22 protein-coding genes are annotated in these 25,078 nt (G+C 71.8%); 4 read left to right on the top strand and 18 right to left on the bottom strand.

Annotated elements, in window-relative coordinates; translation table 11 throughout:
* Positions 1 to 2: 2 nt before the first annotated feature.
* The 6 genes from topA to ACQPY0_RS02220 form a co-directional block, all read right to left on the bottom strand.
* Positions 3 to 2,819, bottom strand: coding sequence for a type I DNA topoisomerase (gene topA, locus ACQPY0_RS02245; protein ID WP_432983815.1), 2,817 nt, complete (start codon positions 2,817 to 2,819; stop codon positions 3 to 5).
* A gap of 250 nt (positions 2,820 to 3,069) precedes the next feature.
* On the bottom strand, positions 3,070 to 3,990 hold the full coding sequence (locus ACQPY0_RS02240) for a hypothetical protein (RefSeq protein ID WP_432983812.1): 921 nt from the start codon (positions 3,988 to 3,990) through the stop codon (positions 3,070 to 3,072).
* The gene (locus ACQPY0_RS02235) at positions 3,987 to 4,514 is read right to left on the bottom strand and encodes a hypothetical protein (RefSeq protein WP_432983809.1); all 528 of its coding nucleotides are present in this window, start codon (positions 4,512 to 4,514) and stop codon (positions 3,987 to 3,989) included. The genes ACQPY0_RS02240 and ACQPY0_RS02235 overlap by 4 nt, the downstream gene beginning before the upstream one ends.
* Positions 4,515 to 4,606: 92 nt before the next feature.
* The gene (locus ACQPY0_RS02230) at positions 4,607 to 6,985 is read right to left on the bottom strand and encodes a sodium-translocating pyrophosphatase (RefSeq protein WP_432983806.1); all 2,379 of its coding nucleotides are present in this window, start codon (positions 6,983 to 6,985) and stop codon (positions 4,607 to 4,609) included.
* Positions 6,986 to 7,193: 208 nt separating this feature from the next.
* Positions 7,194 to 7,670, bottom strand: coding sequence for an ATP-binding protein (locus ACQPY0_RS02225; protein WP_432983803.1), 477 nt, complete (start codon positions 7,668 to 7,670; stop codon positions 7,194 to 7,196).
* Positions 7,671 to 7,674: 4 nt separating this feature from the next.
* The gene (locus ACQPY0_RS02220; RefSeq protein WP_432983800.1) at positions 7,675 to 8,037 is read right to left on the bottom strand and encodes an STAS domain-containing protein; all 363 of its coding nucleotides are present in this window, start codon (positions 8,035 to 8,037) and stop codon (positions 7,675 to 7,677) included.
* A gap of 120 nt (positions 8,038 to 8,157) precedes the next feature.
* Here ACQPY0_RS02220 and ACQPY0_RS02215 point away from each other — a divergent pair, with 120 nt between their 5' ends.
* Complete coding sequence (locus ACQPY0_RS02215; RefSeq protein ID WP_432994937.1) at positions 8,158 to 10,389, top strand: DEAD/DEAH box helicase; 2,232 nt, start codon at positions 8,158 to 8,160, stop codon at positions 10,387 to 10,389.
* Between the two features lie 457 nt (positions 10,390 to 10,846).
* Here ACQPY0_RS02215 and ACQPY0_RS02210 read toward each other — a convergent pair whose 3' ends face one another.
* The 9 genes from ACQPY0_RS02210 to ACQPY0_RS02170 all read right to left on the bottom strand — a co-directional run bounded on the left by ACQPY0_RS02210 (position 10,847) and on the right by ACQPY0_RS02170 (position 17,088).
* Entirely contained in the window at positions 10,847 to 11,209 is a 363-nt protein-coding gene (locus ACQPY0_RS02210) for an Rv3654c family TadE-like protein (protein ID WP_432983797.1), read from the bottom strand.
* Positions 11,210 to 11,241: 32 nt separating this feature from the next.
* Positions 11,242 to 11,754: a hypothetical protein gene (locus ACQPY0_RS02205; protein ID WP_432983794.1), complete on the bottom strand. Its 513-nt coding sequence runs from the start codon at positions 11,752 to 11,754 to the stop codon at positions 11,242 to 11,244.
* 452 nt (positions 11,755 to 12,206) lie between these two features.
* Positions 12,207 to 12,386 (bottom strand): DUF4244 domain-containing protein, encoded by a 180-nt coding sequence (locus ACQPY0_RS02200; protein ID WP_432983791.1) that lies wholly within the window; start codon positions 12,384 to 12,386, stop codon positions 12,207 to 12,209.
* A 36-nt stretch (positions 12,387 to 12,422) separates the two neighbouring features.
* Positions 12,423 to 13,028: a type II secretion system F family protein gene (locus ACQPY0_RS02195; protein ID WP_432983788.1), complete on the bottom strand. Its 606-nt coding sequence runs from the start codon at positions 13,026 to 13,028 to the stop codon at positions 12,423 to 12,425.
* Between the two features lie 49 nt (positions 13,029 to 13,077).
* Positions 13,078 to 13,242 carry a hypothetical protein gene (locus ACQPY0_RS02190; RefSeq protein ID WP_432983785.1) on the bottom strand — a complete coding sequence of 55 codons (165 nt, stop codon included), beginning with the start codon at positions 13,240 to 13,242 and terminating at the stop codon, positions 13,078 to 13,080.
* A complete protein-coding gene (locus ACQPY0_RS02185) occupies positions 13,242 to 13,799 on the bottom strand; it encodes a type II secretion system F family protein (RefSeq protein ID WP_432983782.1) in 558 nt (185 codons plus the stop codon). The genes ACQPY0_RS02190 and ACQPY0_RS02185 overlap by 1 nt, the downstream gene beginning before the upstream one ends.
* A 256-nt stretch (positions 13,800 to 14,055) precedes the next feature.
* Positions 14,056 to 15,270 carry a TadA family conjugal transfer-associated ATPase gene (locus tag ACQPY0_RS02180; RefSeq protein ID WP_432994934.1) on the bottom strand — a complete coding sequence of 405 codons (1,215 nt, stop codon included), beginning with the start codon at positions 15,268 to 15,270 and terminating at the stop codon, positions 14,056 to 14,058.
* Between the two features lie 65 nt (positions 15,271 to 15,335).
* On the bottom strand, positions 15,336 to 16,442 hold the full coding sequence (ssd, locus tag ACQPY0_RS02175) for a septum site-determining protein Ssd (protein WP_432983779.1): 1,107 nt from the start codon (positions 16,440 to 16,442) through the stop codon (positions 15,336 to 15,338).
* Between the two features lie 448 nt (positions 16,443 to 16,890).
* Complete coding sequence (locus ACQPY0_RS02170) at positions 16,891 to 17,088, bottom strand: hypothetical protein (RefSeq protein WP_432983776.1); 198 nt, start codon at positions 17,086 to 17,088, stop codon at positions 16,891 to 16,893.
* A gap of 44 nt (positions 17,089 to 17,132) precedes the next feature.
* On the opposite strand from ACQPY0_RS02170, the gene ACQPY0_RS02165 reads away from it, so the two are divergent.
* Both ACQPY0_RS02165 and ACQPY0_RS02160 read left to right on the top strand, forming a co-directional pair.
* On the top strand, positions 17,133 to 17,957 hold the full coding sequence (locus tag ACQPY0_RS02165) for an HAD family hydrolase (RefSeq protein WP_432983773.1): 825 nt from the start codon (positions 17,133 to 17,135) through the stop codon (positions 17,955 to 17,957).
* Between the two features lie 389 nt (positions 17,958 to 18,346).
* Positions 18,347 to 18,595 (top strand): hypothetical protein, encoded by a 249-nt coding sequence (locus tag ACQPY0_RS02160; RefSeq protein WP_432983770.1) that lies wholly within the window; start codon positions 18,347 to 18,349, stop codon positions 18,593 to 18,595.
* An 18-nt stretch (positions 18,596 to 18,613) separates the two neighbouring features.
* Here the strand turns inward: ACQPY0_RS02160 and ACQPY0_RS02155 are convergent, their stop codons facing one another.
* Positions 18,614 to 19,351, bottom strand: a complete 738-nt coding sequence (locus tag ACQPY0_RS02155) for an oxidoreductase (RefSeq protein ID WP_432983767.1) — start codon at positions 19,349 to 19,351, stop codon at positions 18,614 to 18,616.
* 121 nt (positions 19,352 to 19,472) lie between these two features.
* On the opposite strand from ACQPY0_RS02155, the gene acs reads away from it, so the two are divergent.
* Positions 19,473 to 21,437 carry an acetate--CoA ligase gene (gene acs, locus ACQPY0_RS02150; protein WP_432983764.1) on the top strand — a complete coding sequence of 655 codons (1,965 nt, stop codon included), beginning with the start codon at positions 19,473 to 19,475 and terminating at the stop codon, positions 21,435 to 21,437.
* Between the two features lie 58 nt (positions 21,438 to 21,495).
* On the opposite strand, the gene ACQPY0_RS02145 is transcribed toward acs, so the two are convergent.
* Together ACQPY0_RS02145 and ACQPY0_RS02140 are read right to left on the bottom strand one after the other, a co-directional pair.
* Positions 21,496 to 22,869, bottom strand: coding sequence for a DUF1501 domain-containing protein (locus ACQPY0_RS02145; RefSeq protein WP_432983761.1), 1,374 nt, complete (start codon positions 22,867 to 22,869; stop codon positions 21,496 to 21,498).
* 22 nt (positions 22,870 to 22,891) lie between these two features.
* Positions 22,892 to 24,835, bottom strand: coding sequence for a DUF1800 domain-containing protein (locus ACQPY0_RS02140; protein WP_432983758.1), 1,944 nt, complete (start codon positions 24,833 to 24,835; stop codon positions 22,892 to 22,894).
* Between the last annotated feature and the right edge of the window lie 243 nt (positions 24,836 to 25,078).

The raw sequence follows: 25,078 nt of genomic DNA, 5'->3' as shown, positions 1-25,078 counted from the left end.
CGCTACTCCTCGGAGGAGGCCTTCTTGCGCGTCGAGGTGGCCTTCTTCGGGGCCGCCTTCTTCGCGGGCGTCGCCTTCTTGGCCGCCGTGGTGGTCTTCTTCGCCGCAGTGGTCTTCTTCGCCGCGGTGGTCTTCTTGGCGGCCGTCGCCCTCTTCTCCGGGGCGGCCTTCGTTGCCGTGGTCTTCTTGGCGGCCGTCGCCTTCTTCGGCGCCGGGCCCTTCGCGCGCTTCTCGGCGAGCATCTCGCTCGCCTCCTCCAGGCTCAGGGTCTCCACGCTCTGACTGCGGCGCAGGGAGGCGTTGAACTCGCCGTCGGTGACATACGGCCCGAACCGCCCGTCCTTGATGACCAGCGGCTTCTGGGTGGCCGGGTCGTTGCCCATCTCGCGCAGCGGCGGCTTGGCCGCGGCCCGCCCGCGGGTCTTCGGCGCGGCCAGCAGCGCCAGCGCCTGCTCCAGCGTGAGCGTGAAGAGCTGGTCCTCGTTCTCCAGCGACCGCGTGTCGGTGCCACGCTTGATGTAGGGCCCGTAGCGCCCCGGCGAGGCGGTGATCTCGTTGCCCTCGGGGTCGCGGCCGACCACCCGGGGCAGGGTGAGCAGCTGCAGCGCCTGCTCCAGGGTCAGCTCGTCCGGGCGCTGGGTGGACAGCAGCGAGGACGTCTTCTCGCCGGTGGACACGTAGGGCCCGTAGCGGCCGGCCTTGACGACGATCGGCTCGCCGGTCTCCGGGTGCTCGCCGAGCTTGCGCTCGCTGGTCTGGCCGCCGACGAAGAGCTCCGCCACCTTCTCGGGGGTGAGCTCGTCGGGCGCGATGCCCTCGGGCACCGGGGCACGCTCACCCTCCTCACCCTCGGGCGCGTCGGGCATCGTGCGCTGCAGGTAGGGCCCGTAGCGGCCGACCCGGACCACGACGTCGCGCCCGGCGTCGTCGCGGAACAGCGGGATCGAGTTGATGCCGCGCGCGTCGATCTCGCCGAGGCGCTCGGTCACCATCCGCTGCAGGCCGCCCTGGCGGGCCACGGAGCCCTCGTCGCCGTCGCCGCCGAAGTAGAACGGGTGCAGGAAGTTCACCGCGCGCTCGTCGCCGTTGGCGATCTCGTCGAGCACGTTCTCCATCGAGGCGGTGAAGTCGTAGTCGACCAGGCGCGGGAAGTGCTGCTCCAGCAGCCCGATCACGGCGAAGGCGAGGAAGGAGGGGATCAGCGCCTGGCCGCGCTTGAACACGTAGCCGCGGTTGTTGATCGTCTCCATGATCGACGCGTAGGTCGACGGGCGCCCGATGCCGAGCTCCTCCATCGCCTTGACCAGCGACGCCTCGGTGTAGCGGGCCGGCGGCTGGGTGGTGTGCCCGGTCGGGGTCAGCCCCTTCTCGGTCAGCGGCTGCCCCTTGACCAGCACCGGCAGGCGGCGCTCGGCGTCGTCGGCCTCGGCGTTCTCGTCGTCGGAGGACTCGACGTAGGCCCGCAGGAAGCCCGGGTCCGTGATCGTCTTGCCGGTGGCGCCGAAGTCGACCGACTCCTGGGCCGGGGTGACGGCGTTGATGCGCACCGAGGTCGAGTTCCCGACCGCGTCGTTCATCTGCGAGGCGATGGTGCGCTGCCAGATCAGCTCGTAGAGGCGCAGCTCGTCGGCGCCGAGCTCGCGGGCGACGTCGCCGGGCGTGCGGAACGAGTCGCCGGCCGGGCGGATCGCCTCGTGCGCCTCCTGGGCGTTCTTGACCTTGCCGGTGTATCGCCGGGGCTGAGGCGGCACCGCCGCGGCCCCGTAGAGGTCGTGGATCTGCTGGCGCGCCGCCGCGATCGCGGCCTCGGACAGGTTGACCGAGTCCGTACGCATGTAGGTGATGTAGCCGTTCTCATACAGTCGCTGCGCGATGCGCATCGTCTGCGCCGAGGAGACCCGCAGCTTGCGGGCGGCTTCCTGCTGCAGCGTCGAGGTGATGAACGGCGGGTAGGGCTTACGGCGGTAGGGCTTCTCCTCGACCCGGGTGACCGTGAACCGCTGGCCCTCCAGGCGCGCGGCCAGGCCGCGGGCGCCGGTCTCGTCGAGGTGGATCACGCCGGCGCCGGGGCGGACCTGGCCGGTCTCGGGGTCGAAGTCGCGGCCGGTGGCCACGCGGTCGCCGTCGAGCGCGATCAACGTCGCGTTGAACGTGCGCGTGTCGTTCTCCGGCAGAAGCCGGGCGATGATGTCCCAGTAGTCGGCCGAGCGGAACTTCATCCGCTGCCGCTCCCGCTCGACCACGATCCGGGTCGCCACCGACTGCACACGCCCGGCGGACAGGCCCCGCTGGACCTTCTTCCACAGCACGGTGGACACGTCGTAGCCGTAGAGGCGGTCGAGGATACGCCGCGCCTCCTGGGCGTCGACGAGCGAGCGGTTGATCTCGCGCGGGTTGGCCACGGCGGCCTGGATCGCGGGCCGGGTGATCTCGTGGAAGACCATCCGCTTGACCGGCACCTTGGGCTTGAGCGTCTCGAGCAGGTGCCAGGCGATCGCCTCGCCCTCGCGGTCCTCATCTGTGGCGAGATAGACCTCACTCGCCTGCTTGAGCAGATCCTTCAACCGCGTGATCTGCTTTCGCCGGTCGGCCGAGATGATATAGACCGGAGCGAAATCGTTGTCGATGTCGACGCCGAGGTACGCCCAGGGCTTGCTCTTCAGCGCCTCGGGCATGTCCTTCTTGCCCACCGGCAGGTCGCGGACATGGCCGAAACTCGCCTCGACGAGATAATTCGGGCCCAGATAGCCCGAAATCGTCTTGGCCTTCGCCGGCGACTCCACGATCACCAGCCGCTTCGTGTTGGCGGAGTTCGGCACAGTTCTCCCCGGTGCGGACGGACAGACGTCAAACGTAACGCTCGCCTCAGCGCCGAGTTGCGCAATGGGCTCCCGGCGTCGGCTTGCGACACGCCGATCGGCGCCACGGTACACCCATGCACAACCGCGACCTGCCGGATCTTGCCAACGTGTCGCGCCGACTGCCATGTTTGTACCGATTTGCCGGGGCGATCAGCTGCAAATCACATCTACGCAGCGGCTCGATCACCCTACTGCGGGTGACCCGCGATCAGGCTGGCCAGACGCCCGCCGGGGCCCCGGCCGGAGCCTCCCCGACGAGCTCCGCGAGGCGGTTGATCCGCCGGGGTCCCACGATGCGGTACGCCGGGCCGCCGGACTCGGCACCGACGAGCACGGCCGGGAGCCCTACGGCCACCAGCGCATCCCCGACCGCGATCCAGTTGTCCGCAACCTGCCGGTCGATGCCCTCCTCGCCGGGTTCGGCCGGGGCCACGACGGGCTCCGGCTCGGGCTCGGCAACCGTGTCGAGCATGACCGTCGGCAGCTCGTCGGGCCACTCGTCGGGGTTGAAGACCTCCTCGACGTCGGCGAACTCGTCGGGGCCGGGATCGAAGGCTGTGATTTTGCTCTCGCTCTTGCGCCGCCGGACGTTCGGGCGGTCGTCCCGGCTCGGACGCGGCGCGACCACCGTCGGCGGTTTTGCGGCGGTTTCTTCCAATTTCGGGGGTTCTATAACGATCTCGTCGGCCTCGAGGGCTTCCGTGGGCGCGAGCGGGCGCGGGGCCAGGCGCAGCAGGTAGGAGCGCGGGCCGTCATAGCTGCCGGCCGCGGCGACCCACAGCCTCAACCGGCGGCCGTCCAGCGCCAGCGAGCGGGGGGAGACCTTCACGCCCCACTCGTCGAGCCAGGCGGCGGCGAGGGGGGCGAGCAGCGCGGAGTACGACGTCCGAAGTTGCCACCGGTCCTCCTCGCCGGTCGCCTCGCAGCTGACCGTCAGCCCGCGCATCTCCAGTTCGGCGCGTATCGCCGCGCAGCGCCAGGCGTCGTCGACCACGATCGAGACCCGGCCGGTGCCGCCCATGCGCCCGACCTGCCCCGCCCCGGCGAGCAGCCCCTCCAGGTCGAACGGCGCCGGCGGGCGTGCCTCCACCCCGAACAGCGACAGTTGCCGGCCACGGGCCGGCTTCACCGGCACTCGGGCACCTCGTCGAACGCCTTCTGCAGATCGGCCGGGCCGACGTGGGCCGGGTCGATCGCACTGCGCTCGTACTCGTCCTTGAGCGTCGTGAACGCCTTGCCGACCTCGCCGTAGAAGGTCTTCGCGTTGTCGGTCGGCAGGGCGGAGATCGCGCGCTTGGCGTTGCCGTAGGCGTCGCGGGCCTTGGACAGCGAGGCCGTGAACTGCTCGGCGACCTTCCCGCCGTCGTCGACCCGGGGAATGCCGGCGCCCTCGACCCCGGCCCGGGCCTTCTCGCTGGCCGACTCGGCGCCGGCCAGCAGGTCCACGATGTTGGTCTTGGTCGCGGCCGGCGTCCTGGCCGCCTGGAGCTGCTGCTGGGCCTTGGCGGTGAGGTCAGCGATCTCGGCCCGCCACGGGGTCAGCGCGGCGCAGACCGTCTTCGCCCACCGCTTCGGCTCGACCCCGTCCTGGCTGCACGCCGCCGCGAGGGCGGCCACCGTGACGGCGGCGGCGAGGAGGCGGGCGGCGCGCATACGTTGCAGCCTAGATCCGATCGTCTGTTCGAGAAAACACGACGCCCCGGCCGGAAACCCGGCCGGAGCGTCGCTGCGGGCGTATCGATAGGTCAAGCGGTGACCTTCTCGGACTCCGCCTCGGACGAGGTGGCGCCGTTGCCGTTACCGGCGTCGACCGCCACCGGCTTGCGCTTGCTGACCAGCACCGCCCCGGCGATGACCAGCACCGCGACGATCGCGATCGCGTAGCGCGCGAACTGGTTGCCGTCGCCGACCGTCATGGTGACCACGGCGGGGGCGATGAGCAGGGCGACCAGGTTCATGACCTTGAGCAGCGGGTTGATGGCCGGGCCCGCGGTGTCCTTGAACGGGTCGCCGACGGTGTCGCCGATGACCGTCGCGGCGTGCGCGGGCGAGCCCTTGCCGCCGTGGACGCCGTCCTCGACCAGCTTCTTCGCGTTGTCCCACGCGCCGCCGGAGTTGGACAGGAACACGGCCATGAGCGTGCCGGTGCCGATGGCGCCGGCGAGGTAGGCCGCCAGCGGGCCGACGCCGAGGCCGAAGCCGACCGCGATCGGCGCCATCACCGCGAGGAGACCCGGCGTGATCAGCTCGCGCTGGGCGTCGCGGGTGCAGATGTCGACGACCTTGCCGTACTCCGGGCGCTGCGAGCCGTCCATGATGCCCGGGAACTCCCGGAACTGCCGCCGGACCTCGAACACGACGGCGCCCGCGGAGCGGGCCACGGCGTTGATCGCCAGGCCGGAGAACAGGAACACGACCGCGGCACCGATGAGCAGGCCGACCAGGTTGCCCGGGTTGGCCACGTTGAGCAGGATCGCGGTCGCCGCGTCGTCGGCGGCCTGCTTGGCATCGACGAGGGCGGTCTTCATCGTGTCCGTGTACGAGCCGAACAGGGCGGTCGCGGCCAGCACGGCGGTCGCGATCGCGATGCCCTTGGTGATCGCCTTGGTGGTGTTGCCGACCGCGTCGAGCTCGGTGAGGGTGCGGGCCCCCCGCTCGTCGATGTCGCCGGACATCTCGGCGATGCCCTGCGCGTTGTCGCTGATCGGGCCGAAGGTGTCCATGGCGACGATGACGCCCACGGTGGTGAGCAGGCCGGTGCCGGCCATGGCGACCGCGAACAGCGACAGGGTGATCGAGCCGCCACCGAGCAGGAAAGCACCGAAGACGCCCGCGCCGATGACGATGGCCGAGTAGACGGCCGACTCGAAACCGACGCTGACGCCGGCGAGCACGACCGTGGCGGGGCCGGTCAGCGCGCTCTTGCCGATGTCCTTGACCGGGCGGCGCTCGGTCTCGGTGAAGTACCCGGTCAGGGCCTGGATGATCGTGGCGAGCGCGATGCCGATGACGACGGCGATGATCGCCGTGACGTGCGGGCCGAACGGCGGCGCGTCGTCACCCTGCAGGCCGATGATGGCCTTGAGGCCGGCGGTGTCACCGGTCAGGTCCGACCACTTGCTCGGCAGGTAGAACAGCGCGGCGGCGCTGACCAGGATCGCCGAGACGACGGCGGAGATGTAGAACGCCCGGTTGATCGCGACGAGCCCGTTGCGGTCGGACTTGCGCAGGCGGGTGAGTGCCACGCCCAGGATCGCGATGATCACGCCGATGGTCGACACGATCAGCGGGAACACCAGGCCCTGCTCGCCGAAGGCGGCGCGGCCCAGGATGAGCGCGGCGACGAGCGTGACGGCGTAGGACTCGAACAGGTCCGCGGCCATGCCGGCGCAGTCACCGACGTTGTCGCCCACGTTGTCGGCGATGGTCGCCGCGTTGCGCGGGTCGTCCTCCGGGATGCCCTGCTCGACCTTGCCGACCAGGTCCGCGCCGACGTCGGCGGCCTTGGTGAAGATGCCGCCGCCGACCCGCATGAACATCGCGAGCAGCGCCGCGCCGAAGCCGAAGCCCTCGAGCACGGTCGGGGCGCGGTCCTTGAAGATCAGCACCACCAGGGCGGCGCCGAAGAGGCCGAGGCCCACGGTGAGGAAGCCGACCACACCACCGGTGCGGAACGCGATCTGCATCGCTTTCTCCCGGCCGCCGTCTTCTCGGGCCGCCGCCGCGACGCGCAGGTTGGCGCGGGTGGCCAGCGCCATACCGGCGCCACCGATGAAGGCCGAGAAGACCGCGCCGACGACGAAGAACGCCGACCGGCCGATCTTGATCAGAGTCTCGTTGCCGCCGGCTTCGTTCACCGGAAGCAGGAACAGCAGCACCACCGCGATGATCACGAAGATGCCCAGGGTCTTGAACTGGCGCACGAGGTACGCGCTCGCGCCCTCCTGGACCGCCCCGGCGATCTCCTGCATCTTGGGAGTGCCCCGACCGGTCGCGAGCACCGCCTTGACCAGCGCGGCGGCGAAGCCGAGCGCCACGAACGCGATGACGAGTGCCACGACGATGTAAGTCAGATTGCTCCCGGAAAGGGAAATCTCGCCGGCTGCGACGAGTGATCCGGACATTCGTTGTCCTCCTGTACCGACACATGACAGCGCCGCGAGCGGTCAGGCCGGCGGCGGTTCTCCACGCGGGGAGCCGTGCTGAGCGACCGAGGTACCCAGCGACCAGGGGCGTCATACACGATCGCCGTACTCTAGCCGGACGACGTGTCCGTGGTCACACCAACTTGCGCGTTTGGTCAAATCGCATTCTATCGATTTGATCACGCAGTCAGTCGCTGGACCGCTCCAGTGGCCAGGACATACGGACCTCGGTCCCGACACCCTCGGATAATTCGGACACGTTGAGGTCGTCAACCAGCCCCGCCAGCAGCGCCAGCCCCATCCGGGCGGCGACCGCCTCCTCGGCCAGCAGGTCCGGCGGGGCGGTCAGCGGCAGGGCGGGATCGGAGAGCAGGACCGCGGCCTCGTCCTGCGGGCTGCGGTGCACCATCGCGCCGTTGGCCGCGCGGTCGACCACCCGGACGGTGAACCGGTCGCCGTCGGCCATCGCGACATCGACCAGGTCGTCGAGGCCGTGCGAGCGGTGCAGCGCGACGGCCCGCGAGCACGCCTCGCCGATCGCGAGCCGGACCTCCTCCAGCAGCTCCTCGGCCACACCGGCGCGCCGCGCCACGGCCACGCCGACCAGGCGAGCCGTCCGGACGTGCGCCGGGGCCGGCGAGAAGGAGAGTCGAACCGTCGGCATGGACCTACGCCGGGGTATCGGTGCCCGCGCCGGTCGCGGCGGCCGCGGCGGCAACGGTGTCGTACAGCGAGAAGACCCGGTCCAGGGCCGTGATCCGGAAGATCTTGAGCAGCCGCTCGTGCGAGCACACGAGCCCGAACGTGCCGTTGACCGCACGGAGCCGCTTCAGCGCGCCGACGAGCACGCCGAGCCCGGTCGAGTCGAGGAACTCCACCCGGCTCAGGTCGACGATGACGTGGCGAGCGCCCTGCTCCACGAGCTCCACGAGCTTCTCGCGCAGGCGGGGGGCCGTGTAGACGTCCACCTCACCCGCCACTTCGAGCACCTTGTGGTCGCCGGAGTCGTACGCCGACAACGACAGCTCCATGCGGACCTCCTCCTCTGGCGGCCAGACTGTGCATGCCCTCCACGGGCATCTAACCATCGACGCCCCCGTCAGGCGACGCCTCACCCCTTTTCCCATATCCGCCCGGCGTGTACCGTGACGATGGTTTCGAACATGTGTTTTACAGTGCTCGACGTGCTGCTCCACACCGAAACGCTCCCCCGGCGCGCCGGAGTCGTCGTCCCCTGGCCGGAGTGGGTGCCGGATCCGGTCCGGGCCGCGTTCGGCTTCGAGCCGTGGCGCCACCAGGCCGAGGCCGCGACGGCCGCCTGGGAGGGCACCCACACCGTGATCGCGACCGGCACCGGCTCCGGCAAGTCGCTCGCCTACCAGCTTCCCTCCCTGGCCCGGCTGCTGAGCGATCCGCGCGCCACGGTCCTCTACGTCGCCCCGACCAAGGCCCTCGCCGCGGACCAGCTGCGCGCCCTGACCGACCTGGGCCTGTCCGGCCTCTACCCGGCCACCTACGACGGCGACACGTCCCGCGAGGAGCGCGACTGGGTCCGCCAGCACGCCCGGATCGTCCTGACCAACCCCGACATGCTGCACCACGGCATCCTGCCCGCCCACGGCGCCTGGTCGCGGTTCCTGCGCGGCCTGGCCTACATCATCGTGGACGAGTGCCACGCCTACCGCGGCGTCTTCGGCTCCCACGTCGCCCACGTCCTGCGCCGTCTGCGCCGGGTCACCGCCCGCTATCGCAGCGCCCCCGTCTTCGTCCTCGCCTCGGCCACCTCCGGCGATCCGGCCGCCTCCGCCGAGCGCCTCACCGGCCTGCCCGCGACCGCCTTCACCCAGGACACCTCGCCCCGCGGCGAGATCACCTTCCGTCTCTGGGAGCCGCCGCTGCTCACCGACGACGGCCCGCGCCGCTCCTCCCTCAGCGAAACCGCCACCCTGCTGGCCGACTCGGTGTCCCGGGGCGTGCCCACGCTGGCGTTCGTCCGCTCCCGCAAGGGCGCCGAGCTCGTGGCGACGATGACCCGCCACCACCTGGACCTGGCCGTCCCCGGCCTCGGCGAACGCGTCGCCGCCTACCGCGCCGGCTACCTGCGCGAGGACCGCCGCGCCCTGGAGCGCGACCTCATGGACGGCCGTCTGCTGGGCCTGGCCTCGACCAACGCGCTCGAACTCGGCGTCGACCTGACCGGCCTGGACGCCGTACTCATGTGCGGCTACCCCGGCACCATGGCGTCCCTGTGGCAGCAGGCCGGCCGCGCGGGCCGGGCCGGGCGCTCCGCCAGCTGCACCCTGATCGCCCGCGACGACCCCCTGGACACGTACCTGGTCCACCACCCCGAGGCCCTCTTCGGCCGCCCGGTCGAGGCGACGGTCTTCGACCCCGCCAACCCCCACGTCCTGGCCCCGCAGCTGTGCTGCGCCGCCGCCGACCTCCCCCTCACCGAGGCCGACCTCGCCCTGTTCGGCCCCACCACCCGCGACGTCCTCGACGCCCTCGTCGCCGCCGGCATGCTCCGCAAGCGCCCCGCCGGCTGGTACTGGACCGAGCGCGACCGCCCCGACGTCGACCTGCGCGGCGCCGGCGGCGGCCCGGTCGCCGTGGTCGAGTCGGCGACCGGGCGCCTGCTGGGCACCGTCGACACCGGCTCCGCCCACCACCAGGTCCACGACGGCGCGGTGTACCTGCACCGCGGCGCCACCTACGTCGTCGACAAGCTGGACCTCGCCGACAACTGTGCCCTGGTCCACGCCGAGGACCCGGACTGGAGCACCCACCCCCGCGACGTGACCTCTATGGTCGTCCTCGACGTCCGCGAGTCCCGCACGTCCGGCCCGATCACCCTGTCCCTGGGGCGGGTCGAGGTCACCAACCAGGTGGTGAGCTACCAGCGCCGCAAGCTCGTCTCCGGCGAGGTCGTCGACACCGTCCCCCTCGACCTGCCCGAACGCGTCCTGCGCACGATCGCCGTCTGGTGGACCATCGACCCGGAAGCCCTGGACGAGGCCGGCATCCCCGCCACGGAGTGGCCGGGCGCCCTGCACGCGGCGGAGCACGCGGCCATCGGCCTGCTCCCGCTGGTGGCGACCTGCGACCGCTGGGACATCGGCGGCCTGTCGACCGCGGCCCACGCGGACACCGGCCTGCCGACCATCTTCGTGTACGACGGCCATCCGGGCGGCGCGGGCTTCGCCGAGCGCGCCTACTCCACCGCGCCCGCCTGGCTGACGGCCACAAGGAACGCCGTCAACGCGTGCCGCTGCGAACACGGCTGCCCGTCCTGCGTCCAGTCCCCGAAATGCGGCAACGGCAACAACCCCCTGAACAAGCCCGAGGCCGCTCGCCTCCTCTCGCTGGTGCTGAAGCACATCTAGCCGGGTCCCCGCCCCACCAGAAGCGCCCGCGAGGTCTCGAATGACCACCTCTCTGGCCCCCGGTTGTCCCCACCCGCCAGGAGCCGTCCCGTGAGGGCCCGGAAACCCACCCTTACCGGGGTTGTCCCGTCCTGTCTCAGGAGCCGTCCGTGAGGCCCGGCCGACCACTAACCCGGTCCCGTCCCACCAGAAGCGTCCGTCCGTGAGGCCCGGAACCCGTCCCGTGAGGGCCCGGAAACCACCCTTACCCGCGTTGTCCCGTCCTGCCAGGAGTCATCCGTGAGGCACGGGCCGATCTCTAGCCGGTCCCGTCCTGTCAGGAGCACGTCCGTGAGACCCAGAAACCGTCCTGTCAGGAGCGTCCGCCCGTGAGGCCCGGAACCCGTCCCGCCAGGAGCGTCCGTGAGGGCCCGGATCGGCCCCTCACGGATTGCTGCCGCAGTTCTCCGCTTCGGCGTCAGTTCCCCGCCTCGACCGGTCCGGCGCGGGCTTCGGCTCGGGCGGCGAGCCCCGTCCGCGCGACCACCTCGACCGTCACCGTCACGATCGGCCCGGCCACCGCGCAGGAGACGAGCCGCGCGTCGTTCTCCTCCGCCAGCCGCCCGGCCGCCGCACAGGCCGCCCGCGCCCCGCCCACGACCGCCATCGCCCCGGCGAGCGCTCCGGCGTCGGCCGCGTTCCGTGCCCGGTGCCGGGCCACGATGACCCCGCCACCGGCCAGGAACCCCAGCGCCATCAGCATCAGTGCGACGCCCACGGCCAGGCAGATGATCGAGGCGGACCCCCGTTCCCGCTCCAGCGACGTCATCCGGCGGCCCACGGCGCTCCAGCGGCTAACGGTGCCGCGGCGGCTCACGGCGCCGCAGCGGTGGACGGCTCGGCCATCGCGGTGGCCTTCTCCTCGATGAAGAACCCGGCGAGGAGCGGCCCGCCGGAGACCCTCTGCCGGACGGTCACCCGCACCAGGTCCCCGTCGTGCACGATCACCACCTCGGCGTCCTTCCCCAGGTCCGGCAGCTGCTCCCCGCGCGCCGCCGCCCGGACCGCCGCCCCGGTCGCATCCACCACCTTGAGCCGGGCCACCAACACGCTGAGCAGGGTCGCCCCGGCGATCAGCAGCAGCAGGACCACCGGCGTCGCGATCGCCACCTCCAGCGCCGTGGCCCCGCGCTCCCCGTCCCGCCGATGCCGGGCCCCGCCGCGTCTTCGCCGGCGCTTCGCCGCGACCGTCTCCCTCGCCGGCGCATCGGGCAGGTCGGGCGGCACGAACCGCAGCGACACCCGCTCCTTCTCCCGCTCGACGGGCTCCTCGGGCGCCGCATGTGCGGGCTCAATACGTCTGGGCTGCGCACGTCGGGGTCCCACACTTCGAGGTTCGGTATCTCGCGGCTGCGCGTGTCTGGGCGCCGCACGTCCCGATCCCGCACCTCCACGCTCCGCATCCCCCGGCTGCGCATGTCTGGACGCCGCACGTCCCGATCCCGCATCTCCCGGCTGCTCACGTCCCGATCCCGCATCTCCCGGCTGCGCATGTCTGGACGCCGCACGTCCCGGTCCCGCACTTCCACTTCCACGCTCCGCATCTCGCGGCTGCGCATGGCTGGACGTCGCACGCTCCGGCGCAGCATGTCTGGGCGTCGCACGTTCCGGCGCCGCGTGTGCGGGCGGTGCCGGCTCCGGCCGCGCCAGGGTCGTCCAGCGCAGCACCGGCGGCTCCTTGAGCTGCGCCCTCGTCGGGCGGTGCGGCAGCGGCACCGAGGCCGCCGCGAGCCGTGGCCACAGCGGCAGGCTCGGCACGTGGGCCCGGCCCCGGGCGGTCACGGGACGGTCCGCATCACGAGGCCGGTCAGGTATGCGCGGAACTCGTCGGACCGCACGATCGCCAGTAGCACGCCGGCGATGACGACGCCGACGATGACGAGAAAGGCGTATTCGACAGTGGCCGACCCGTCGTCGCGCCGCATGCGCGCGAGCAGCCTGGTCTTCGCAGCGAACATGAATGGTCTCTCCTTCGGTTCAGTCGGTTCGAAACTTCAGATGGCGACGAGCACGTCGTGGACCAGGGCGACGAGCATGGGGACCACGCCCGCGAGGACAAAGGCCGGCAGGAAGCACACGCCGACCGGAAGGATCGCCAGGACGCCCACGCGGCGCACGGCGGCCTCGGCGGCGGTCGACCTGGCCGTGCGCAGGTCCGTGGCCTGCCGGTCGAGCGTGCGGGTCAGCGCGAGCCCGTGCTCCGCGCTGCGGGCCGCGGCCCGGGCGAACCGCGCCCCGCCCGGCAGGTCGGCCAGGTGCCCCCAGGCTGCCTCGGGCTCGGCTCCGAGCCGCAGCGCCCGCCCGGTGCGGGTCAGCCGCTCCCCGACCGGCCCGCCGAGCACCTCCCCCACCGCCAGGGCGGCCCGATCCGGCGGCGCTCCGGCCCGCAGCGCCGCGGCCAGCAGATCGGCCGCGAACGGCAGGTCCGACCGCGCGGTGGCCCGCTCTCGCCGTAGGTGGGCCGGCTCGACCCGCCCCAGCAGCACCCCGCCCCCGACGGTGGTGACAATGCCGATCGCCACTCCACCGACGCCGCCGATGACCAGCGCGGCCCCGAGCCCGCCGGCGAACGCCGTGGCCCATCGCCTCCAGCCGCTCATCGCCCGGTCCCCGCATCCACGAATCGGGCCGCCCGCCGAGCGATGCCGTTCATCGGCGGACCGCCACGTCGGCCGAGCAGATGGGGCGGCCGCCGACCAGCAGCGCGACGCTCAGGCCGCCCGCCGTCGCCCCGGCCGGCGCCGACACCCAGCCGCCGATGGCCAGCGCGATGTGCGGACCGAAGTGCAGCCGCCAGCACACCCAGGCGCCCATCAGCGCACCTCCGCCGTCGCCGCGTGGACCATCCGAGCCGTCCACAAGAAGCCGCCGCACTGCATCGCGGCCGCCGTCACCGCGCAGGCCGCGCCGAGCGGCGTGTGCAGCAGCAGCCACAGCGGGCGCGTGCCGAGCGCCGCGCCCACCCACAGCCCGGCCACCGGAAGCAGCAGGAGCACCGCCGCCGTGGCGTGGGCCGCGGAGAGCTGGACCGCCATGCCGGCGCGCACCGCCTGCCCGGCCCGCAGGTCGGACTCGACCCGCTCCAGGAGGTCGACCAATGGGACGCCGAGGGCCTCGTGCAGCCGGTATGCCGCGTCGAGCCGCGCCCGCGCCACGTGCGCCACCGCGCCCGCCCACCGCTCGGCGGGGTCGGGGCGGGAGCGGGTGCCCTCCCGCGCCGGGTCGCCGTCGGGCAGGGCGCCCGCCCGCAGGCCCTCGGCCGTCGCGTCGACGGCGTCGAGCAGCGCGGCGACGAGCCGCTCGGCGTCGCGGCGGACCAGGCGCCGGCGGACGGTGACGACGGCCATCGCCGCGTATGCCGCGGCGAGCACCCCGCCACCGGCCCGGCGCCCAGCAGCGCGCCCCCGGTGGCCAGGGCGACGAGCGCACCGCCGGCAAGCACCGGGCGGCGCAGCAGGGCCCACTCGGCCCGTCGTGCGAGACGCCGGCCCGGCACCCGGCGGGGCCGCGCCCCGGCGCCCCGGGTCAGCCGGGCGAGCCGGGCCGCGGCGCGCCGGGTCCGCAGCCAGAACACCAGCCACCCGGCGCTCAGCGCGGCGCCGGTGGCCAGAGCCAGATCGAAAGCGCTCATGACCAGCCCTTCCCAGGAGTGAACCGCCACCGTCCGTCGGGGCGCGGAGGCTCCACGCCGTGGCGGGACAGCAACTCGTCGAGGTCCGGCGCGGCCGGGCCCGGGCCGCTGCCCCGGCGCCAGGCCGTCACCACGACCGCGGTGTGGCGGTCGGGGTGGTGCGACAGGACACAGATCTCGGTGAGCTCGCGCTGGCCGCTCTGAGCCCGGTGCAGGTGGACCACGACCCGCAGGGCGGAGACGACCATGGCGTGCAGCGCGGCACGTGGAACGCCGCCCATCAGCCCCAGCGCCTCCAGCCGGGCCGGCACGTCGGCGGGCGAGTTCGCGTGCAGCGTGGCCGCGCCGCCCTCGTGGCCGGTGTTGAGCGCGCCGAGCAGGTCGACGATCTCGGCGCCCCGGCACTCGCCGACGACCAGGCGGTCGGGGCGCATCCGCAGGGCCTGGCGCACCAGTTCGCGCAGGGACACCTCGCCGGCGCCCTCGACGTTGGCCGCGCGGCTCTGCATCGACACCACGTGCGGGTGGGCCGGGCGCAGCTCGGCGGCGTCCTCCACGACGACGACGCGCTCGGCGGCGGGCACGAGGGAGAGCAGCGAGGCCAGCACCGTGGTCTTGCCGGTGCCGGTGCCGCCGGTGACGAGGAACGGCAGCCGCGCGGCGACCACCGAGCGCAGCAGCCGCGCCGCGCCCGGGTCGACCGTGCCGCAGTTGACCAGCTCCTCGACGGAGAAGGCGTGCCGGCGGAAGGTGCGCAGCGACAGATATGGACCGCGTAGCGCCACCGGCGGCAGGACGGCGTGCATGCGGGTGCCGTCGGGCAGGCGGATGTCGGCGAACGGGCTCGCGTCGTCCAGGCGGCGCCCGGCGTTGGAGGCGAGCCGCTGCGCGAGCCTGCGCACATATGCCTCGTCGCCGAGCGTCCCGATCACCCGCCGCAGCCCGCCGGTGCCCCGGTCGACCCAGACCTCGCCGCCGTTGACGAGCACGTCGGTGACGCTCGGGTCGGCCAGCAGCGGGGCGAGCGGTCCGGCTCCGACCATCTCGCCGGCGAGCCGGCCGGCGACGCGGCGCAGCGTGTGCTCGCCGAGGAGGGCGGCGCCGGGTTCGGCGAGCACCGCGGCCGCGACCGCGCCCGGGGTCGCCTCCGCGCCCTCGTCGGTCATCCGGGCGCGGACCCGCTCGGCGAGGCCGGGGTCGGCGGGCAGGATCGCATCGGGCTCCAGCACCTTGGTCGTGGGCAGGGCCGCGGGCGCGGCCATTCGCGGAGTGCGCTTCACGCCGCGGCCCCCGCCGCGAGCCGGGACCGGTCGAGGCCGGCGTCGGCCAGGATGCGGCGGCACAGCCCGGCGAGCGGGCCGCTGCCGGTGGCGGCCGGCGCGCGGCCGAGCTCGAGATCGCGGGGCAGGGCCGGCTCGGCCTGCAGGGTGCCGGCGACGGGCAGGCGCAGCGAGCGGGCGACGTGCTTGGCGCGCAGGCTGCCCGGGGCCGGGCCGCGCACGACGACGTGGAGCGCGTCGGTGTGCGGGGCGAGGGTCTCGGCGACGCGGCCGGCGGCGACGCAGGCGCGCAGTTCGGCGGGGACGACGAGCAGGACGCGGTCGGCGGCCCGCAGCGCGAGGACGGCGGCCTCGTCGAGGCGGCGCGGCAGGTCGGCGACGACCAGGTCGCAGCCGCGGCGGCCGGCGTCCAGTGCGCTGGCCATCGCCTCGGCCGGCAGGCCCGCGGCCTCGCCGGCGACCGAGGGGCCGCGGCCACAGGAGAGCACGGCGACGTCGCCCCGGCTGGGCAGGGCGCCGACCAGGGCGGGCGGGTCGATGGCGCCGCTGGTGGCCGACAGCGCCCGCCAGCGCAGGCCGGCGATGTTCTCCCAGCCCAGGACGAGGTCGGCGCCGCCGCCGAGCGGGTCGGCGTCGACGAGTAGGGAGCGCAGCCCGAGCAGGCCGGCGGTGACGGTCAGGCCGGCGGCGAGGACGGTCGCCCCGGCGCCGCCACGGCCGCCGACGACGGCCAGGACGCGGGCGGGCTCGGCGGCGGCGACCGCGATGCCGGCGGCGAGGCGGCGCAACTCCTCGGCGAGGTAGCCGACGCCGTCGGGGAAGCGCACCACGCGCTCGGCGCCGACCTCCTCGGCGAGCAGCGTGAGCCGGGCCATCCCGTGGCCGCGGCTGACCAGCACGACGCCGGGGCGGCCGGGCAGTCCGGCCTGGGCGCACGCCGGGGCGGCCTCGTCGCCGATGAGGACCAGTGGCGCGGAGGGGTATCGGGGGCGGGCGGCGTCCGGGCTGGGGGCAACGTCGATTTCGAGCGCGTGCCTGGCGGCGAGGTCGATGACCTGGTCGAGCAGCGCGGGATCGTCGGAGACGAGCAATGGTCGGTGCACGGGATGGCTCCACGGTCATGAGCGGTTCGACAACTGCGCTCACCCTGACGCCATCCGCCGGCCGACGGCCCGCCTCCGAGGCCGGATCTGTGGATAACGGACCGCTTGTGGATAACTGTCGGATCCGAAGTGGATCTGCTATGGAAACCGCGACAAATCGGGCCAGGACGGGCGTAGGCTTCGCGGGGTACTGAATAAAAAGAAGTAGGCCGGGCACCCAAGAACGGTGAACGCTCAAGAGAGCATCGGGCGTCAATGCTGGCTAACCAGCACGGTTAGCGGCGAAAGCCGCGCCACCACCGGAAAGGCCATGTGGCAACCTGCGCGGAAAACTGCGGAGAAGAGGGGACGACCCCCGCCGGGGGGTGACGGGGGTCGCCGGGGGTTCGGCTCCGGGGGGGTCGAGCCGAACCCGCTCAGCGGTCACGGGGGGTGCAACCGCCGAGGGTCAATAACGGGTCTCCGTCTCGCCGACATGAAACCGCGTCGCAAACATAAGCATGCCTGAGTCGACCGCCATACGTCGAGTAGGACCGGCCCGCAACACGCCCAGGACGCCAATCAATATTTCAGTTTTGAGCAACCGAGGCGTGATCGCCCACGAGCCCAGCGTGATCCAGTCGGCCTTTGGACTGTCTTTGGTCAACTCGGGGCTCCACGGAGCCCTCCGCGACGCTACACTTGCCCGCCGTGGGGCGTAGCGCCGCGTTTTTCGACCTGGACAAAACGGTGATCGCCAAGTCAAGCGCCTTGGCCTTCGGTCGACCGTTCTATCGTGACGGCCTGATCAGCCGCCGTGACGTCATCAAGGGCGCCTACGCGCAGCTGATCTTCCGGGTCGGCGGCGGCTCGGACGAGCAGACGATGGCCCGCACCAGAGACTATCTCGCCGCGCTCGTCAAGGGCTGGCGCGCCGAGCAGGTCCGCCAGATCGTGCGGGAGACGCTGGACGAGCTGATCAACCCGTATATCTACGCCGAGGCCGCGGCGCTGATCGAGGAGCACCGCGCGGCCGGCCGCGACGTCGTGCTCGTCTCCACCTCCGGCGACGAGATGGTCCGGCCGATCGGCGAGCAGCTCGGCATCACCGACATCATCGCCACGCGCATGAACGTCGGCGAGGACGGCTGCTACACCGGCGAGATCGACTTCTACGCCGCCGGCCCCAACAAGGTCGTGGCGGTCAAGGAGCTCGCCGTCGAGCGCGACTACGACCTGGCGGCGTCCTATGCGTATTCCGACTCCGTCACCGACGCCGGGCTGCTCAGCCTCGTCGGGCACCCGACCGCGGTCAACCCCGACCGCGGGCTGCGGCGCATCGCGGTCGAGCGGGGCTGGCCGATGCTCGACTTCCGCCACCCGATCCCGCTGAGCCGGCGCCTGCGCGAGCGGCCGGCGGTGCCGGTGGCCGCGGCCGCGATCGGGCTCGGCGCCGTGGTCGCCATCGGCTTCGCGATCTGGAGCAAATACCGCAAGGCCCGATCCGCCCGGCTCACCGCCGCGCCCGCCACCTGAGCCCCACCAGTCACTTTCTTCGGGGCGACCCTTCCGATCGTGATGAGCGCGGCGTAGAAAAGAAGAAGAGCGAGATCACACGGGTCGCAAGCCCGATGATCTCGTGCACGGCCGCCGGGCACCCACGAGCGACCAGCCGCGATAAGGCGCGTTACAGCGGATTCGCAAGGACCGCTGCCAACGGACTTGAGGTGCACGCCTGGTAACCCGGTAGGACGTGTGTGACGGCGCCTCCGCAACCGAGGCGCCGTTCACTGTTCCCGGGGCCGATAAACGGGGCACATGGATTTGGTTTTGCGATCTACGCTGTCGCAGCACTTCCCCCCTTTCCATCCCCCGGAGGCACCTCAATGAACGCTGCTCTTGGCGAGATCAGCGCTGGCCAGGAGTTGGCCTACATCGGCCTGCTCGGCCTCAGCGGCCTGATCGCCCTCGTGATCGGCGCCGTCGGCTTCGGCCTGAACTCGGTCGGCCAGCGCGTGCTGAATATCGCGATCGGCCTGGCCTTCATCGTCTACGGCCTGTATCTGCTGATCGGCGAGCCGGACACGGTCTACGTCATCTGGTACGTCTTCATCGTGCCGATCTTGCTGATCGTCAACGTGGTCAAGGCGGCCCGCGCCCGCAGCAACGGTTGACAAGGGAAGCGCCGCGGCTCAGGCCGCGGCCTTCTCGCAGATCTCGACGAGTTCCTCGGCGGCCCGCTCGGCGGCGGCCGCGTAGTGCCGCAGCCAGGAGCGGATGCCGTCGGGCGTGCCGGTGGCGAAGGCGCCCGCGGACCCGACATACTCCGGCTCACGGCTGCGGTGCCCCACGTCCATCGCCAGCAGCCCCCGCGGGTCCAGGCCCCCAGCCAGCAGGGTCAAGCGCGCCGCGGCGCGGGCGACGACCCCGTTGGGTCCGGCGAAGGCCTTCAGCGCCAGCAACTCACCGTGCACGACCGCCGCCTGCAACAGCACAGGGACGCTCGTGCCCCCGGCGACCAGCGCGGCGAGCGCGTCCAGCCGCGGCACGACCCCGGCGGCGACCGGCCGGCCCAGCTCGCCCGGCCCGAGCACGTCCCGGGCCGCCAGCGTGTGCAGCTTCGCCAGCACCTGCCGCGGCGCCTTCGGCCAGGTGCCCGTCAGCCCGTCCAGGGCCGCCGTGACGCGCAGCGCGCCGTGGACCACGGGGTCGGTGACCACACCCGCTCGCACGCCCTCCAGGTCGAAACCGTGGGTGTCCAGGGCGGCGCTGGCCACGGAGGTGCGCAGGGCCACCTCGGCGGCGACCGGGCCGCCGGAGCGGCGCAGGGCACGGTGGCGCATGGCGGCGTCGACGGCCGCGCGGGCCTGATCGAGGGCGGGCCTGACGTCGGCGAGGTCAAGCAGCGGTGCGAGCGGATCGGACGGCACCCTCAGACGGTATCGTGCCACTACTGTGAACAAGGTTTAAAGAAAGGGCCGCTTCTTTTCTGTCGTACCCCCGAACTAGCCTCATTGCGAGAGCTTGGACCACATCGAGGAGCCGTCACCGATGAGCGAAACCTTGGAAAACCTTCTCAACGAGACACGGCAGTTCCCGCCCCCTGCCGAGTTCGCCGCCGCCGCCAACCTCACCGAGGGCGCCTATGCCGAGGCCCGTGCCGACCGCCTGGCGTTCTGGGAGCAGCAGGCCCGCCGGCTGAGCTGGGCCAAGGAGTGGGACCAAGTGCTGGACTGGTCCAACCCGCCGTTCGCGAAGTGGTTCGTGGGCGGACAGCTCAACGTCGCCTACAACTGCCTCGACCGGCACATCGAGGCCGGCCGCGGTGACAAGGTCGCCATCCACTTCGAGGGCGAGCCCGGGGACACCCGCACGATCACCTACGCCGACCTGCACCGCTCCGTCTGCCAGGCCGCCAACGCCCTCACCGACCTCGGCGTCGTCGCCGGCGATCGGGTCGCGATCTACCTGCCGATGATCCCCGAGGCCGCGGTCGCGATGCTCGCCTGCGCCCGCATCGGCGCCACGCACTCGGTGGTCTTCGGCGGCTTCTCCGCCGACGCGCTCAGCGGCCGCATCGACGACGCCAGCGCCAAGATCGTCATCACCGCCGACGGCGGCTTCCGCCGCGGCAAGCCCAGCGGCCTCAAGAGCATCGTCGACGAGGCCGTGGCCCGCACGCCCAACATCGAGAAGGTGCTCGTCGTCCGCCGCACCGGCCAGGACGTCGAGTGGAACGCCGAGCGCGACCTGTGGTGGCACGAGACCGTGGAGACCGCCTCGGCCGAGCACACCGCCCAGCCGTTCGACGCCGAGCAGCCGCTGTTCATCCTCTACACCTCCGGCACCACGGCGAAGCCGAAGGGCATCCTGCACACCACGGGTGGCTACCTCACCCAGGCCAGCTTCACCCACCACTCCGTGTTCGACCTCAAGCCCGACAGCGACGTCTACTGGTGCACCGCCGACATCGGCTGGGTCACCGGGCACAGCTACATCGTCTACGGGCCGCTGTCCAACGGCGCCACCCAGGTCATGTATGAGGGGACGCCCGACACCCCGCACCGCGGGCGGTTCTGGGAGATCGTCGAGAAGTACAAGGTCACGATCCTCTACACCGCGCCCACCGCGATCCGCACGTTCATGAAGTGGGGCGATGACATCCCCAAGGGCTTCGACCTGTCGTCGCTGCGCCTGCTGGGCTCGGTCGGTGAGCCGATCAACCCCGAGGCCTGGATGTGGTATCGCGAGAACATCGGCGGCGACCGCTGCCCGATCGTGGACACCTGGTGGCAGACCGAGACCGGCGCGATCATGATCTCCCCGCTGCCCGGCGTCACCGCCGCCAAGCCCGGCAGCGCCATGCGGCCCCTGCCCGGCATCTCCGCCGATGTCGTGGACGACCAGGCCAACTCGGTGCCCAACGGCGGCGGTGGCTACCTGGTCCTGCGCGAGCCGTGGCCGTCGATGCTGCGCACGATCTGGGGCGACGACGAGCGGTTCAAGGAGACCTACTGGTCGCGCTTCGAGGGGATGTATTTCGCCGGTGACGGCGCCAAGAAGGACGACGACGGCGACCTGTGGCTGCTGGGCCGGGTCGACGACGTCATGCTCGTCTCGGGCCACAACATCTCCACCACCGAGGTCGAGTCGGCGCTGGTGAGCCACCCGAAGGTGGCCGAGGCCGCGGTCGTGGGCGCCACCGACCCCACCACCGGCCAGGCGATCGTCGCGTTCACCATCCCGCGCGGCGGCGTGGAGACCGAGGGCGAGGCGGGCGAGGCCCTGATCCAGGAGCTGCGCAACCACGTCGCGAAGACCCTCGGCCCGATCGCCAAGCCCCGCCAGATCATGCTCGTGGCGGAGCTGCCCAAGACCCGGTCGGGCAAGATCATGCGCCGGTTGCTGCGCGACGTCGCCGAGAACCGCAGCCTGGGCGACGTCACCACGCTGCAGGACTCCACGGTGATGGACCTCATCTCCTCCGGCCTGCAGTCGGGCAAGTCCGAGGACTGAGCACGCAAAGAGGGGCGGCCCCCGGGACCGGGGCCGCCCCCGCTACGCGTAGGTGGAGCTACGCGTAGATCTTCACCGGGGTGTAGGTCTGACGCGGGAAGATCTGGCCGACCTCGGCGTCGGTCAGGCCGAAGCGGCCCTGCGCGACGGAGCCGAAGACCGAGAACATGTTGTTCATCTCGGGCAGATCGCCGTTGACCAGGGTGTCGAAGCCGGTCCAGTTGCCCAGCACCTTGCCGGCGAGCTTCTTGCCGGACAGGACGATCACACCGCCGCCGTGGCCGTGGTCGGTGCCGCCGCCGTTCTCGGCGACGCGGCGGCCGAACTCGCTGGAGACCATCACGGTGACGTTCGAGGACAGGTCCGGGCCGAGGTCGTCGAAGAACGCGGCCATGCCGGTGGCGAGCTCGCCGAAGCGCTGAGCGAGGTAACCGCCGCGGGTGCCCTGGTTCTCGTGGGTGTCCCAGCCGCCCATGCCGACGGTGGCGATGCGCACGTTGGCTCCGCCCTTGATCAGCTGCGCGAGCTCGCGGAAGGCGTTGCCGACGCCGGTGTACTTCACGCTGTTCGCCGGCGTGTAGCCCTCCTGCGCCAGCTTGCTCGCCAGCTGCAGCGCGTCGATGCCGGCCCGCACCGGAGCCTCGATCGGGTGGTTGACGCCGGTGAACAGGGTCTTGATCGCATCCACAGTCGGCTGCTTGAACTTGCCGTCGCCGTTGACGTTGAGCGACGCGACGCTGTTGAGCGCGAGGGCCCCGCCGCCGCCGACCAGCGAGCGGGGCAGGGTCGAGCCGATGCCGACGGCGCGGAACGCGGTGCCGGGGCCGAGCTTGTCGGCCAGATTCGTCAGCCACCCCATGCCGCCCGTCTCGGCCGGCAACCCGCCGAGCTGGCAGACGTCGGTCGCGGCGAAGTGGCTGCGGTCGAGGCGGCGGTCACTCACGGCTGGGACGAAGGCGAGCTGGCCCGCGTCGAGGTACTTCTTCAGCGGCGCGAACGCCTCGTTGAGCCCGAACCCGCGCTCGAGCGCGATCGACGTGCTCGCCGGCAGCGTGAAGCTCGGCCGGACCCGGTTCAGCGTCGCGTCGTTCATCGGCGCGAACAGGCTCAGCGCGTCGGCGCCGCCGTAGAGGAACACGTGGATGAGCGTGCCGGTCGGGGTCGCCGCGAACGACGCCTGCGTGGTGAGGAACTGGCTGGTCGCGAGCGCCGTCGTGGTGGCGGCCGCCCCGACGACGAAGCGGCGCCGGGTGACGCCCTTGCCCTCCTCCTGCTCGTCCTCCTGACGGGCGAACTCGAGGTACGAATTCCGGACGCTCTTCTGCTCTTCCTTCACCGCCACGGCCTCGGCCCGCAGCGCCGCCTCGAAGCGGTTGGGGCCGAGCCGGAGCAGGTCGGGGACCTCCGGATGGAGCGAGTTCTGCTTCCGCACTGGCTTCTCCATGATGTGCCGCCTACCGGAGGTGGTGATGGGGAGTGGCGAAGATCGCACGCACGACCGCCGCGATGCCGCCGTTGAACGTGGCGTCCACCGGGGTGGAGGCGGTCATCGTCGGGCTGACGATGTGCAGGATCGCGTTCTTGCGATCGTTGTCGAGCGTCACGTTGATGAGCTTCTTGGTGAGCGCGTCGAGGTAGGCGCCGGCGGTGTTCGGCGGGTTGGCGATGAGCGCCTCGGGCTTGCTCCAGGTGAACTGGCGCCGGCCGCCGGTGACCGCGGTGTACGCGTCGTTCCACTGGTTGACCATGGTGCCGGCCGAGGTCCAGGCGACGTAGACGTCCGCGTAGCCGTTCGGCGTCGGCAGCTCCATCGGCGAGTGTCCGAACTCCTCGAGCTTGCGCATGATGTCGCCGAGGCCCTGCACCATCGGGCTCATGTTCGTGTTGTTGGACGTGAACGTGGTCGGGGCGTCGGCGCCGATCTCCAGCGCACGGTACGTGGCGGTCAGGTACTCGCCCGGCCGGCGCACCTTCTGCCCGACGGACTCCCAGAACTCCGTCCGCGACAGCATCGTCACGAGCACCGCGGGGATGTTGCTCTTCTTGTCGACGTACGTCTTGGCCATCGCGTCGACGAGCGTCTTCGGCGGCACGTCGGAGACGAACCGCGTGGCGAGGTTCTGCGCCATGTAACGGGCGGTGTTCGGGTGCAGGGCGAGATACCGGAAGTACGCCTCCTGCACGGCCTCTCCCCCGGCGGCGTCGCCGTTCGGGTGCGCGAAGCCCATGATCTTCACGGGCCCGACGTAGTGCTGCTCGGGCCGGTACACGTACTGGTTGTCGCGGATGCTGCGCCCGGTCTGCAGCATGGCGGCCTGGCGCACGTCGGTCTCGTTGTAGCCGTTGAACGCGCCGACCGTGTACAGCTCGAGGTTCTCGCGGGCCAGGTTCTCGTTGATCTGGTTCTTGGTCGAGTCCTGCTGGTCGAGGTAGCGCAGCAGCGCCGGGTGCTTGTTCGCCGCGACGAACATGTCGACGTAGTTGCCGAGCGCGTGCTTGCGAATGACGTCGCGGTCGAAGCTCGCGCGGGTCAGCTCGTTGCCGTCGTGAAACGCCGCGACGTGCAGATAGTCGTTGAAGAAGTCGCACATCATCTCGAAGAGCTGGCGGTCCGAGAAGAGCTGCTTGGCAATCGTGTACCGGACGTTCTGGTCGTCCGCGTGGATGCCCTTCTTGTCCAGGTCGGCGCGCTGGGTCTTGAGCTGGTCGTACGACATCGCATAGGTGACGAGCTCGGAGTCCGCCTTCTGCTCGCCCCGGGTCAGCGGGATCGTCTCGGGCTTGAGCTGCTTGTCGATCCAGGCGTTGATGCCCAGCTTGTTGATGTCGCCGATGACCTTGGTGTTGGGCCCGAACGTGAGCCGGCTGGCGAGGTGGCGGACCGGGTCCTTCTTCGGCAGCACCGTGTTGGCCTTGACGACCGCGCTCTTGGCGGCGTCGGCCGGGGTGCCGAACGACGAGCCGGACGTCGGCGTGTTCTTGCGGATGCCCAGGCCGGCGTTGCCGTTCATGAGGCTCTGGTTCTGGTCGACGTACGCCGGGCCGGTCGTGTCCGCGACCGCGTCGGCCGTCGCCGCCGAGTCCGAGCCGGCCGGCTGCGTGCCCTTGCCGAAGAACTGCGTCACGGCGTACGCGCCGCCGCCGATCAGCGCGGCCGCGCCGCCGCCGATCGCGACCATCGCGGCGCGCCGGCGCCACTTGGACGGCTCGTCGTCGTAGTCCTCGGGGTCGTCGATGTCGGGCAGGCCGCCGCGGCTGCGGGGCATCGCGTTCGGGTCGTAGAAGTGCGGGCCGGAGCCCCCGCGGTCGGCCCGCATCGAGCCGTAGCCCGGCCGGCCGTATCGACCGGTCTGGTCCTCGTAGCCGGACTCGTAGTACGGGTCGTAACGCTCGTTCATCTACAGGTCCCGATCAGAGATTTGGGGCACGCGTTCGTCGTTAGCGGAAGGTAGTGGCTGCTCAGGACCCGTTCAACCCACGACTGAAGTGCTCTGATCGAGACTTAAGACAATGCCGGTGACCCAAGGTCACCGGCACCGCGTCACGCTCTGGAATTCCGTCCTTGACCTGCTGAAACACTTGTAACAACAGGGTTCTTGACGAGACGTTCACACAGATACATTTAAGGCACCGTTGCAACT

The sequence above is a fragment of the Dactylosporangium sp. CA-233914 genome, from assembly GCF_050942935.1.
Classification (GTDB): domain Bacteria; phylum Actinomycetota; class Actinomycetes; order Mycobacteriales; family Micromonosporaceae; genus Dactylosporangium.
This window is presented reverse-complemented; position numbering and strand designations above follow the sequence as displayed.

What these genes read in the sequence shown, in the direction of transcription:
- ACQPY0_RS02200 (WP_432983791.1), bottom strand. Translation starts at nt 12,386, where the DNA reads ATGTTCGCTGCGAAGACCAGGCTGCTCGCGCGCATGCGGCGCGACGAC.
- acs (WP_432983764.1), top strand. Translation starts at nt 19,473, where the DNA reads ATGAGCGAAACCTTGGAAAACCTTCTCAACGAGACACGGCAGTTCCCG.
- ACQPY0_RS02190 (WP_432983785.1), bottom strand. Translation starts at nt 13,242, where the DNA reads ATGGGCGCCTGGGTGTGCTGGCGGCTGCACTTCGGTCCGCACATCGCG.
- ACQPY0_RS02215 (WP_432994937.1), top strand. Translation starts at nt 8,158, where the DNA reads ATGGTTTCGAACATGTGTTTTACAGTGCTCGACGTGCTGCTCCACACC.
- ACQPY0_RS02225 (WP_432983803.1), bottom strand. Translation starts at nt 7,670, where the DNA reads ATGCCGACGGTTCGACTCTCCTTCTCGCCGGCCCCGGCGCACGTCCGG.
- ACQPY0_RS02195 (WP_432983788.1), bottom strand. Translation starts at nt 13,028, where the DNA reads ATGAGCGGCTGGAGGCGATGGGCCACGGCGTTCGCCGGCGGGCTCGGG.
- ACQPY0_RS02235 (WP_432983809.1), bottom strand. Translation starts at nt 4,514, where the DNA reads ATGCGCGCCGCCCGCCTCCTCGCCGCCGCCGTCACGGTGGCCGCCCTC.
- ACQPY0_RS02140 (WP_432983758.1), bottom strand. Translation starts at nt 24,835, where the DNA reads ATGAACGAGCGTTACGACCCGTACTACGAGTCCGGCTACGAGGACCAG.
- ACQPY0_RS02220 (WP_432983800.1), bottom strand. Translation starts at nt 8,037, where the DNA reads ATGGAGCTGTCGTTGTCGGCGTACGACTCCGGCGACCACAAGGTGCTC.
- ACQPY0_RS02230 (WP_432983806.1), bottom strand. Translation starts at nt 6,985, where the DNA reads ATGTCCGGATCACTCGTCGCAGCCGGCGAGATTTCCCTTTCCGGGAGC.